General features: G+C 63.1%; 9 protein-coding genes. 7 read left to right on the forward strand and 2 right to left on the reverse strand.

Translation table 11 applies throughout. The annotated features are described in order from the left end of the window. Nucleotides 1-26: 26 nt before the first annotated feature. Nucleotides 27-2153 carry a TonB-dependent siderophore receptor gene (locus AC07OP_RS19455; RefSeq protein ID WP_495102196.1) on the forward strand — a complete coding sequence of 709 codons (2127 nt, stop codon included), beginning with the start codon at nucleotides 27-29 and terminating at the stop codon, nucleotides 2151-2153. Nucleotides 2154-2215: 62 nt separating this feature from the next. Here the strand turns inward: AC07OP_RS19455 and AC07OP_RS19460 are convergent, their stop codons facing one another. Continuing rightward, the gene (locus AC07OP_RS19460) at nucleotides 2216-2938 is read right to left on the reverse strand and encodes a FadR/GntR family transcriptional regulator (protein WP_495102197.1); all 723 of its coding nucleotides are present in this window, start codon (nucleotides 2936-2938) and stop codon (nucleotides 2216-2218) included. A gap of 48 nt (nucleotides 2939-2986) precedes the next feature. Continuing rightward, a complete protein-coding gene (locus tag AC07OP_RS19465; RefSeq protein WP_027603618.1) occupies nucleotides 2987-4723 on the reverse strand; it encodes an IlvD/Edd family dehydratase in 1737 nt (578 codons plus the stop codon). Nucleotides 4724-4916: 193 nt separating this feature from the next. On the opposite strand from AC07OP_RS19465, the gene AC07OP_RS19470 reads away from it, so the two are divergent. From AC07OP_RS19470 to araG, 6 genes are all read left to right on the forward strand, one after another. Then, the gene (locus AC07OP_RS19470; protein WP_065939746.1) at nucleotides 4917-6239 is read left to right on the forward strand and encodes an MFS transporter; all 1323 of its coding nucleotides are present in this window, start codon (nucleotides 4917-4919) and stop codon (nucleotides 6237-6239) included. A 15-nt stretch (nucleotides 6240-6254) separates the two neighbouring features. Further along, nucleotides 6255-7247, forward strand: a complete 993-nt coding sequence (gene araD1, locus AC07OP_RS19475; protein ID WP_421534813.1) for an AraD1 family protein — start codon at nucleotides 6255-6257, stop codon at nucleotides 7245-7247. 10 nt (nucleotides 7248-7257) lie between these two features. Continuing rightward, nucleotides 7258-8838, forward strand: coding sequence for an aldehyde dehydrogenase (NADP(+)) (locus AC07OP_RS19480; protein ID WP_495102198.1), 1581 nt, complete (start codon nucleotides 7258-7260; stop codon nucleotides 8836-8838). 16 nt (nucleotides 8839-8854) lie between these two features. Next, the gene (locus AC07OP_RS19485; RefSeq protein ID WP_495102199.1) at nucleotides 8855-9718 is read left to right on the forward strand and encodes an SMP-30/gluconolactonase/LRE family protein; all 864 of its coding nucleotides are present in this window, start codon (nucleotides 8855-8857) and stop codon (nucleotides 9716-9718) included. A gap of 154 nt (nucleotides 9719-9872) precedes the next feature. Beyond that, nucleotides 9873-10880: a substrate-binding domain-containing protein gene (locus AC07OP_RS19490; RefSeq protein WP_495102200.1), complete on the forward strand. Its 1008-nt coding sequence runs from the start codon at nucleotides 9873-9875 to the stop codon at nucleotides 10878-10880. Then, nucleotides 10877-12379 (forward strand): L-arabinose ABC transporter ATP-binding protein AraG, encoded by a 1503-nt coding sequence (gene araG / locus AC07OP_RS19495; RefSeq protein WP_495102229.1) that lies wholly within the window; start codon nucleotides 10877-10879, stop codon nucleotides 12377-12379. The genes AC07OP_RS19490 and araG overlap by 4 nt, the downstream gene beginning before the upstream one ends. Nucleotides 12380-12382 lie beyond the last annotated feature (3 nt).

Below are 12382 nucleotides of genomic sequence, written 5' to 3' on the forward strand. Positions count from 1 at the left end.
TGGCTCATTCACTAGGTTCAACATCCATGCGTCGTACCCTGATTTCCCTCTGCGTGCTTCAGGCGTTTTCCCCGTTTACCTGGGCCGAGGTTGTCCCTGCCGACAAGGCCAGTCTTGAGCTGCAAGCCACCAATGTCACCGGCGAGGCGGACTACGAGACGGCGCAAGGGCCGGTCAAGGGCTACCACGCCACACGTTCCGCGAGTGCGACGCGCACTGACACCTCGATTCATGAAACCCCGCAGTCCATCAGCGTCGTGTCCAAGGATGTGGTCGAAGACATCGGCGCCACCCGCTTGCAGGACGCCCTGGACTACGCCGGCGGCGTCGGCCGCGCCAACAACTTCGGTGGCCAGGGGCTCACCACCTTCACCGTACGTGGCTTCACCACCGGCGAGTTCTACCGCAACGGTTTCCCGATCAACCGCGGCTACCCGAACATGCCCGACGCCAACACCATCGAACGCCTCGAAGTGCTGCGCGGCCCGGCAACCATGCTGTATGGCCGTGGCGATCCCGGCGGCACCTTCAACGTGGTCTCCAAGCAACCGCTGGCCGAGCCGACCGTGACCCTCGGCAGCCAACTGGATGACCAGGGCATGCAGCGCGCCACCCTTGACGCTTCCGGCCCGCTGGACGAACAAGGTCGCCTGGCCTATCGCCTGAACGTGGTAGGCGAGGGCGGTGACACCTTCCGTGATCACGTCGAAACCGAACGCTATGGCGTGACGCCGGTGATCACCTGGCAGGCCAGCGATGACACCAAGGTGATCTTCGAAGGCGACTTCATGCGCAACAACCACCCGCTGGACCGTGGCCTGACGCGCTACCCCAATCAAAAAGGCACCGCCTCGCGCGACACCTTCTGGGGTGAAAAAGACGCCGGCAAACTGCACAACGACAACAGCATGGCCCAGCTGCGTTTCGAGCACCTGCTCAATGACAGCTGGACCCTGGGCGGTGGTTTCCAATGGCTGGACGGCACCTTGCAAGGCAATGCCATTGAAGCCAACGGCCTGGCCGCCGACGGTCGCACCCTGGGCCGCAACTTCAACTACCGCAAACTGGAATGGACCGACAAGGACACCCAGCTCAACCTCACCGGGCATTTCTCCACCGGTGGTTTCGACCACACCTTGCTCACCGGCGTCGAATTCGAAGACTACGACTACAAGTCGATCATCCAGCGCTCCAGCGGCGCAGTGGGTGCTTATTCAATCGACATCTTCAACCCGGTCTACGGCCAGGCGCGCCCGAACCTCACGCGCACGCCGACCCACGACAAGGAAAACCTCAAGACCTACGCGGCCTTCGTGCAGGATCAGGTGGCCCTGACCGAGCGCCTTAAAGTGCTCGCCGGCGCACGCTTCGAGCGTTTCGAACACGACTACCACACCTACGTGCCGGGCGGTAAAAGCTGGGAAGCCAGCGACAACGCCGTCACCCCACGCGTGGGCATGATCTACGACCTCACCGACACCGTCGCGGTCTACGCCGACGCCGCGCGTTCGTTCAAGCCCAACACCGGCGCCAGTCGCCAGGGCGGTGGTTTTGAGCCGGAGAAAGGCAAATCCTACGAGATGGGCATCAAGTGGGAAGCCCTGGACCGTCAACTCAGCGTCGACGCCGCGATCTACCAGATCGAGAAGAAAAACGTGCTCACCACCGACCCTATCGACTCCACCTTCAGCGTCGCCGCCGGCCAGGTGCGCAGCCGTGGTTTCGACCTGAACGTGGCGGGCAATATCACCCCCGAGTGGCGTGTGATCGGTGGCTACGCCTACGTGGATGCCGAAGTGACCAAGGACCACACCCTGCGCAGCGGCACGCGCTTGCTGAACATCCCGCGTAACAGCTTCAGCCTGCTCAACGTCTACGAGTTCCAGGACGGCGCCCTCAAGGGCCTGGGCCTCGGCGCGGGTAGCAAGTATGTGGATGAACGGGCCGGGCAGACCTCCAACAACGCCTTCTCGATGGACGCCTACACCGTGGTCGACCTGCTTAGCTACTACAAGGTCAACGACAAGGTGCGGCTGAACCTGGACGTGAAAAACCTGTTCAATCGCGAGTATGAAGAAGGTGCGTTCGGCAACGTATACGCCTACCCAGGCGAACCGCGCACTGTGCAGGTAGGGATCGCCTACACCCTCTAACAGCCTGCACAGCTTCAATGTGGGAGGGGGCAAGCCCGCACCCACATTTGATTGCATTTACATTACAACGGCGTCAGCACACTCATCACCGTATCCAACGCCACTCGCGTGTCATCCAGCTGCACCAGCGACGCATGCCGCGCGCCGAGGGCGTCGCGGTTCTGGATCGCGGTGAGGATCGCCTTGTGCCGGGGCAGGCTCAGGCCCTGGATGTCCGGGCGGCGGTTGGTGATGTTGATCGACTCGCGCAGCGGCAACGACAGCATGTTGCACATATAGGCGAGCAGGTCGTTGCGGGTGGCGTCGGCAATGGCGCGGTGGAAGTCCAGGTCGGCCTGCAACAGCTGTTCGTGGGTCTGCGCGGTTTCCATGCCCTGGTAGGCTTTTTCGATGGTGGCGATGTCTTCATCGGTGGCGGTGGTCGCCGCCATGGCGGCGATCTCCGGCTCGAGGATGCGCCGCACACCGGCCAGGGTATTGAAGAATTCACTGTGGGGCGTGGACTGCATCAACCAGGACAACACGTCCGGGTCGAGCAGGTGCCATTTCAAGCGCGGCCGCACTACCGCACCCACCCGTGGCTTGGAATACACCAGGCCCTTGGCGCTGAGCACCCGGGTCGCCTCGCGCAACACCGAACGGCTGACCTTGTACTCCTCGCACAGCGTGGCCTCCATGGGCAGCCGTTCTTCGGGCTTGAAGCGACCTGAAACGATGTGCATGCCCAAGTCCTGAACGATCTGGGCATGCATGCTCTTGCGCGGCTTGGACGGCTGGTGATCCATAACGACAGGGATGCTCCGACTTAAATTCGCGGCATCATAGCATCCCAATTAGTGGGAATGCCGGGGGACTTCAGCCCCACGGCAACCCACCAGGAAGTCAAAGTCGCAACCCTGGTCGGCCTGCAGCACATGGTCGATGTACAACTGGCGGTAGCCGCCGACGATCAGGTTCTGCGGCGGTTTCAGGTCAGCCATGCGCGCCGCCAGCTCTGCGTCGGGGATGTCCAGGTGCAGGCGACCGTTGGCGCAGTCGAGTTCGATCCAGTCACCTTCCTTCACCGTGGCCAACGGTCCGCCGGCCGCGGCTTCCGGCGCCACATGCAAGACCACGGTGCCGTAGGCAGTACCGCTCATGCGCGCATCGGAGATCCGCACCATATCGGTCACGCCCTGGGCCAGCAGCTTGGCCGGCAAGCCCATGTTGCCGACTTCGGCCATGCCTGGGTAACCTTTGGGCCCGCAGTTTTTCATGACCAGGATCGAGTTGGCGTCCACATCCAGTTCCGGATCGTTGATGCGCGCCTTGTACATGTCGAAGTTCTCGAACACCACCGCACGACCGCGATGCTGCATCAGCTCGGCGCTGGCGGCCGACGGCTTGAGCACCGCACCGAGTGGCGCCAGGTTGCCGCGTAGCACGCAGATGCCGCCGTCGGCGCGGATCGGGTTGTCGAGGGTGCGGATCACTTCGTCCTGGCCGTAGATCGGCGAGTCCTTGGTGTTCTCGCCGAGGGTCTTGCCGTTGACGGTCAAGGCATTCGGGTGCGGGATCAGGTTGGCTTCACCCAGGCGACGCAGCACGGCGGGCAGGCCACCGGCATAGTAGAACTCTTCCATCAGGAAGCGCCCGGACGGTTGCAGGTCGACGATGGTCGGCATGCCGCGACCGATGCGGGTCCAGTCGTCCAGGTCGAGCTCGACGCCGATGCGCCCGGCGATGGCTTTCAAGTGGATCACGGCGTTGGTCGAACCACCGATGGCGGCGTTCACGCGGATGGCGTTTTCAAACGCTTCCTTGGTGAGGATCTTCGACAGCTTCAAGTCTTCGCGCACCATCTCCACCGCACGCATGCCGGACATGTGGGCCAACACATAACGCCGCGCATCCACCGCCGGGATCGCCGCGTTGTGGGGCAGGGAGGTGCCCAGTGCCTCGGCCATGCAGGCCATGGTCGACGCGGTGCCCATGGTGTTGCAGGTGCCCGCCGAACGCGACATGCCGCCTTCGGCCGCGAGGAAGTCATCCAGGGTAATGGTGCCGGCCTTGACCTGTTCACTGAGCTGCCACACCACGGTGCCCGAGCCGATGTCCTGGCCCTTGTGCTTGCCGTTGAGCATCGGCCCGCCAGTGACCACGATGGCCGGCACGTCGCAACTGGCGGCGCCCATCAGCAGGGCCGGGGTGGTCTTGTCGCAGCCGGTCAGCAGCACCACACCGTCAATCGGGTTGCCGCGAATGGCTTCCTCCACGTCCATGCTCGCCAGGTTGCGAGTGAGCATGGCGGTGGGGCGCAGGTTGGATTCGCCGTTGGAGAACACCGGGAATTCCACCGGGAAGCCACCGGCCTCGATCACGCCACGTTTGACGTGCTCGGCGATCTGGCGGAAATGCGCGTTGCACGGGGTCAGCTCCGACCAGGTATTGCAGATACCGATGATCGGCTTGCCATGGAACTGATGGTCGGCGATGCCCTGGTTCTTCATCCAGCTGCGGTACATGAAGCCGTTTTTGTCGGCGGTACCAAACCACTGGGCGGAGCGTAGGCCGGGCTTTTTATCAGACATGATCGATTCTCTTATTGTATGACTATATGTTCTATGCGTGCTTAAACATAAGCGCAAAATCGATGCTTTGGAAGAGTTGTTTTGCAAATAGTCCTACTATATAGTCTGGCTTAACTGAGGTATGACCCTGGCGGATTTCCGCGAGAGGCGTCCCCCGAGCTTCTATAAAAACAACAATCGGAGATCGACCCCCATGAGCCAGGAACTGCGGCTTATTCGGCGCATCACGCTGAAACTGATTCCCTTCCTGATCCTGCTGTACCTGATCGCCTACGTGGACCGTTCCGCCGTGGGGTTTGCCAAGCTGCACATGGGCGCCGACGTCGGTATCGGCGATGCGGCCTATGGCCTGGGCGCGGGGTTGTTCTTCATTGGCTACTTCCTCTTCGAGATCCCCAGCAACCTGATGCTCGACCGCTTCGGCGCACGGCGCTGGTTTGCGCGGATCATGATCACCTGGGGCGCGATCACCATCGGCATGGCCTTCGTGCAAGGGCCGCACAGTTTCTATGTGATGCGCTTCCTGCTCGGCGCGGCCGAGGCCGGATTCTTTCCCGGCGTCCTGTACTACATCACCCAATGGTTCCCGGTGCGCCATCGCGGCAAGATCCTCGGGCTGTTCATCCTCTCCCAACCGATTGCGATGATGATCACCGGCCCGGTGTCCGGCGGCCTGCTGGGCATGGACGGCATCCTCGGCCTGCATGGCTGGCAGTGGCTGTTCATCGTGATCGGCACCCCGGCGATCCTGCTGACCTGGCCGGTGCTGCGCTACCTGCCGGATGGCCCCAGGCAGGTCAAATGGATGAGCGACGACGAAAAGGCCTGGCTCACCGGTGAGCTGGACAAAGACCTGCAAGCCTACGGCCAGACCCGCCACGGCAACCCGCTGCATGCCCTCAAGGACAAACGCGTGTTGCTCCTGGCGCTGTTCTACCTGCCGGTGACCCTGAGCATTTACGGCCTGGGCCTGTGGCTGCCGACCCTGATCAAACAGTTCGGCGGCACCGACCTGGTCACCGGCTTTATCTCCGCCGTGCCGTACATCTTCGGCATCATCGGCCTGCTGATCATCCCGCGCAGTTCCGACCGCCTGAATGATCGCTACGGCCACCTGGCCGTGCTTTATGTGCTCGGCGCCATCGGCCTGTTCTGCAGTGCCTGGCTGAGTGTGCCGGTGCTGCAAATGGCCGCGCTGTGCCTGGCGGCGTTTGCGCTGTTTTCCTGCACCGCAGTGTTCTGGACCTTGCCGGGGCGCTTCTTTGCCGGCGCCAGTGCGGCGGCGGGCATTGCCTTGATCAACTCGGTGGGCAACCTCGGCGGCTATATCGGTCCGTTCGTGATCGGTGCGCTCAAGGAATACACCGGCAACCTCGCCTCGGGCTTGTACTTCCTGTCCGGGGTCATGGTGTTCGGGCTGGTCCTGACCGGCGTGGTCTACCGCGTGCTGGAGCGCAAGCACGTACTGCCCGCCGACCAATTCGCCGCCAGCGCCCGTGGCGCCACACGTACTTAATCTGGGAGAAGTCTGATGCGTTTAGTTCAGTTCGAGTCAAGCAACGGTGAACGCCGGGTCGGCGTTGTAGAAGGCGCCACAGTGCGCGAAGTGCGTACCGCGCGCAGCGTGCGCGAACTGGCGCTGGCCGCCATCGAGGCGGGCGTCAAGTTGCAGCAGCAGGTCGAGAGCCTGGGCCTGGGCGACAGCCATGACTACGCCGCACTGCTGGCCGACCTGAAGATTTTGCCGCCGCTGGACCACCCGGACCCGGCCCATATGCTCATCAGCGGCACCGGCCTGACCCACCTGGGCAGCGCCTCGGCGCGGGACAAAATGCACCAGCAGGCCGGCGATGAGAGCGCCTTGACCGACACCATGCGCATCTTCAAATGGGGCGTGGAGGGCGGCAAGCCCGCTGCCGGCCAGGCCGGTGTGCAACCGGAATGGTTCTACAAGGGCGACGGCAGCATCGTCGTGCGCCCAGGCGAAGCCTTCCCGGTGCCACCGTTTGCCGAAGACGCCGGTGAAGAACCGGAAATCGGCGGCCTGTATGTGATCGGCCCGGACAGCCAGCCCTATCGCCTGGGTTTTGCAGTGGGCAACGAGTTCTCCGACCACATCATGGAGCGCAAGAACTACCTGTACCTGGCCCATTCCAAGCTGCGCAGTTGCAGCTACGGCCCCGAACTGCGCGTGGGCGAGTTGCCCCAGCACCTGGCCGGCACCAGCCGAATCCTGCGCAATGGTGAGGAAATCTGGCGGAACGAATTCCTCAGTGGCGAGGCCAATATGTGCCACAGCCTGGAAAACCTCGAGTACCACCACTTCAAATACCGCCAGTTCCTCAAGCCGGGCGATGTGCACATTCACTTCTTCGGCACCGCCACGCTGTCATTCGCCGATGGTATACGTACCCAACCGGGCGATGTGTTCGAGATCAGCCAGGCCGAGTTCGGTGCGCCGTTGGTCAACGGTGTCGGCAGCAGCGATGCGGCCTTTGAACCCGGCCAAGTCACCCCCCTTTAAGGAGATCAACATGACCCAGTTCCTCGGCCACAACTACATCGGCGGCCAGCGCAGCGCCAGCGGCAGCATCAAGCTGCAGAGCGTCGATGCCAGCACGGGCGAAACCTTGCCGCAGGATTTCTACCAGGCCACGCCGGAAGAAGTCGACGCCGCTGCCAAGGCCGCCGCCGCGGCGTATCCGGCTTACCGTGCGTTGAGTGCCGCGCGCCGTGCGCAGTTCCTGGACGCGATCGCTGACGAGCTGGATGGCCTGAGCGATAACTTCATCGAGCTGGTCTGCCGCGAAACCGCGCTGCCCGCCGCACGTATCAAAGGCGAGCGCGGGCGTACCAGCGGCCAGATGCGCCTGTTCGCCACGGTGCTGCGTCGCGGTGATTTTTATGGTGCGCGTATCGACAAGGCGTTACCCGATCGCCAGCCACTGCCACGCCCGGACCTGCGCCAATACCGCATCGGCCTGGGCCCGGTGGCCGTGTTTGGCGCGAGCAACTTCCCCCTGGCGTTTTCCACCGCCGGCGGCGATACCGCAGCGGCGCTGGCGGCCGGTTGCCCGGTGGTGTTCAAGGCCCACAGCGGACATATGGCCACGGCTGAACAGGTGGCCAATGCAATCATTCGAGCGGCAGAAGCGACCGAGATGCCGGCGGGTGTATTCAATATGATCTTCGGTGGCGGCGTCGGCGAGGCGCTGGTCAAGCACCCGGCGATCCAGGCGGTCGGCTTTACCGGCTCGCTCAAGGGCGGTCGCGCCTTGTGCGATATGGCCGCGGCGCGCCCGCAGCCGATCCCGGTGTTTGCCGAAATGTCGAGCATCAACCCGGTGATCGTGCTGCCCCAGGCCCTGCAGGCGCGGGCGGAAACCGTCGCGCGGGATCTGACCGCGTCGGTGGTGCAAGGCTGCGGCCAGTTCTGCACCAACCCTGGGCTGGTGATCGGTATCGCCTCGCCGGCCTTTACCGCGTTCACCCAGCAGGTGGCGCAATTGATCGGCGAGCAACCGGCGCAAACCATGCTCAATGCCGGCACCCTGAGCAGCTACGGCAAAGGCCTGGAAAAACTCCTGGCGCACCCTGGCATTCAGCATGTGGCCGGTAGCACCCAGGCGGGCAATCAGGCACAACCGCAGCTGTTCAAGGCCGATGTGCGCTTGTTGCTCGAGGGCGATGAAGTGCTGCAGGAAGAAGTCTTCGGTCCTACCACGGTGTTTGTCGAAGTGGCTGATCAAGCCCAGCTCAGCGCTGCCTTGCACGGCCTGCACGGCCAGCTCACGGCGACAATCATTGGCGAACCGGCAGACTTTCAACAGTTCGCCGAACTCACGCCGCTGCTGGAACAGAAAGTCGGGCGCATCCTGCTCAACGGCTACCCGACCGGCGTTGAAGTCTGCGACTCGATGGTGCACGGCGGCCCGTATCCGGCGACGTCGGATGCCCGTGGCACCTCGGTCGGCACCTTGGCCATCGACCGTTTCCTGCGCCCGGTGTGCTTCCAGAACTACCCGGATAGCCTGCTGCCCGACGCGTTGAAAAACGCCAACCCCCTGCGCATCCAGCGCCTGGTGGATGGCACGCCATCCCGCGACTCGCTGTAAATAATCAGGAGGCAACATGTCGTGCATCGCCGTTACTCCGCACCGTGCTCAGTTGGGCGAAGGTCCGTTCTGGGACGCGCCCACCCAGGCACTGTATTGGGTGAATATCGCCGGCAAACAGGCCCTGCGCCTGATGGACGGACAGTTGCAGATCTGGCAGTTACCCGAGCACGTTTCGGCGTTTATCCCGTGCGAACGCGGTGATGCGCTGGTGACCCTGAGCAGCGGTGTCTACCGCCTGGACCTGGCCACCGAAGCCCTGACCCTGCTGTGCGTGGCCGACCCGCAACCGGGCAACCGTGGCAATGAAGCGCGCTGCGATGCCCAGGGCCGCCTGTGGCTGGGCACGATGCAGAACAACATCGGCGAACACGGCGAAGACTTGCCGATCACGCGGCGCTCCGGCGGCCTGTTTCGCATCGATGCGGATGCCCGGGTCACGCCGTTGCTGCATGGCCTGGGTATTCCCAACACCTTGCTGTGGAGCGAGGACGGCCGCCAGGTGCATTTCGGTGACAGCCTGGACGCCACGCTCTACCAGTATTCGATCCAGGCCGACGGTCAACTCGAGCCCGCAACGCCGTGGTTCGGGCCGCACTTGCGCGGCGGGCCGGATGGCTCGGCCATGGACAGTCAAGGCTACATCTGGAACGCCCGTTGGGACGGCAGTTGCCTGCTGCGCCTGACGCCCGAGGGGGAGGTGGACCGCATTATCGAGTTGCCCGTGAGTCGCCCCACCAGTTGCGTATTCGGTGGCCCCCACCTCACCACTTTGTATATCACCAGCGCCGCCAGCCCATTGGATCACCCTCTGGACGGCGCGGTGCTGGCCATCGAAGTCGATGTACCCGGCATGCCTTGCCATCGCTTTGCCGGTTAGCTGCACCGCTTCACTGTAGGAGCGAGCTTGCTCGCGAAAGGCCTGAGCGCGCCGTGTGCATTCAGGATGTACGCGTCATCGTTAACGTTTTTCGCGAGCAAGCTCGCTCCTACAAAAAACAGCAAACAAAAAACAACAACAAGGAGTCACCCGTATGAATCATCGTCGTCGTGGTATCCGTTCCCTGTGCTGCGCCGCTGTGGCGGTCTCGGCCATGAGCTTGAGCGGGCTGTTGCTGGCCGCTGAAGAAGTGAAGATCGGCTTCCTGGTCAAGCAGGCCGAGGAACCGTGGTTCCAGACCGAATGGGCCTTCGCCGAAAAAGCCGGCAAGGAACATGGCTTTACTGTGATCAAGATCGCCGTGCCCGATGGCGAGAAAACCCTCTCGGCCATCGACAGCCTGGCCGCCAACGGCGCCAAGGGCTTTGTGATCTGCCCGCCGGACGTGTCCCTGGGCCCGGCCATCGTCGCCAAGGCCAAGGCCAACGGCTTGAAAGTGATTGCCGTGGATGACCGCTTTGTCGATGCCAAGGGCAACTTCATGGAGGACGTGCCGTACCTGGGCATGGCCGCGTTTGGAGTCGGCCAGAAACAGGGCGCGGCCATGGCTGCCGAGGCGAAAAAACGCGGTTGGGACTGGAAGGACACCTACGCGGTGATCAACACCTTCAATGAACTCGACACCGGCAAGAAACGCACCGACGGCTCGATCAAATCCCTGGAAGAAGCCGGCATTCCCAAGGACCACATCCTCACCGCCGCGCTGAAAACCCTCGACGTCCCGGGCAGCATGGACGCCACCAACTCGGCCTTGGTCAAGCTGCCCAGCGGTGCGAAAAACCTGATCATCGGCGGCATGAACGACAACACCGTGCTCGGCGGCGTGCGCGCCACCGAAAGCGCCGGTTTCGCTGCGGCCAATGTGATCGGTATCGGTATTAATGGCACCGACGCCATCGGCGAATTGAAGAAGGCCAACAGCGGCTTCTTCGGCTCGATGCTGCCAAGCCCGCACATCGAGGGCTACAACACTGCGTTGATGATGTACGAGTGGGTCACCAAGGGCACCGAGCCGCCTAAATACACGGCCATGGATGAAGTGACCCTGATCACCCGCGCCAACTTCCAGGAAGAACTGACCAAGATCGGGCTGTGGAAATGACGGCGGCGGCCCTGCGTTTTGACGCTATCGGCAAGACCTTTCCCGGGGTCAAGGCGCTGGACGGCATCAGCTTCACCGCCCACCCGGGGCAGGTGCACGCCTTGATGGGCGAGAACGGCGCGGGCAAGTCGACGCTGCTGAAGATATTGGGCGGGGCCTATATCCCCAGCAGCGGCAGCGTGCAGATCGGCGCGCAGACCATGGCGTTCAAGTGCGCCGCCGACAGCATCGCCAGCGGCGTCGCGGTGATCCACCAGGAGCTGCACCTGGTGCCGGAAATGACCGTCGCCGAAAACCTGTTCCTCGGGCATTTGCCCTCGCGCTTCGGCGTGGTCAACCGGGGCCTGCTGCGCAAGCAGGCCCTGGCCTGTCTCAAGGGCCTGGCGGATGAAATCGACCCTGAGGAAAAACTCGGGCGTCTGTCCCTGGGCCAGCGGCAATTGGTGGAAATCGCCAAGGCGCTGTCCCGTGGCGCCCATGTGATTGCCTTCGACGAACCCACCAGCAGCCTGTCGGCGCGGGAGATCGACCGCTTGATGGCGATCATCACGCGCCTGCGGGACGAGGGCAAAGTGGTGCTCTATGTGTCGCACCGCATGGAAGAAGTGTTCCGCATCTGCAACGCGGTCACGGTGTTCAAGGACGGCCGCTACGTGCGCACCTTCGATGACATGAGCGCGCTGACCCACGACCAGTTGGTGACCTGCATGGTCGGTCGCGACATCCAGGACATCTACGACTACCGCCCGCGCGAGCACGGCGAGGTGGCGCTCAAGGTCGAGGGTTTATTGGGCCCGGGTTTGCGGGAGCCGATCAGTTTTGAGGTGCGCAAAGGCGAGATTCTCGGCCTGTTCGGCTTGGTGGGGGCAGGGCGCACGGAGTTGTTCCGTTTGCTCAGCGGTTTGGAGCGCGCCAGTGCCGGCAGCCTTGAGTTATGCGGGGAGGCCCTGCAACTGCGCTCGCCCCGCGACGCCATCGCCGCCGGTGTACTGCTGTGCCCCGAGGACCGCAAGAAGGAAGGCATCATTCCGCTGTCCAGCGTCGCCGAGAACATCAACATCAGCGCCCGTGGCGCCCACTCTTCGTTCGGCTGGTTGCTGCGCGATGGCTGGGAGAAGGGCAACGCCGACCAGCAGATCAAGGCGATGAAGGTCAAAACCCCGACTGCCGCGCAAAAGATCATGTACCTGTCCGGCGGCAACCAGCAGAAAGCCATTCTTGGCCGCTGGCTGTCGATGCCGATGAAGGTCCTGCTGCTGGACGAACCGACCCGCGGCATCGACATCGGCGCCAAGGCCGAGATCTACCAGATTATTCATAACCTCGCGGCCCAGGGCATTGCGGTGATCGTGGTGTCCAGCGACCTCATGGAAGTGATGGGCATCTCCGACCGCATCCTGGTGCTGTGCGAAGGCGCGATGCGCGGCGAACAGACCCGCGAACACGCGACCGAATCCAACCTGCTGCAACTGGCCCTGCCGCGCGGCCTGGCGAACTGAGAG

Source organism: Pseudomonas sp. GW821-FHT09D08 (assembly GCF_059416305.1).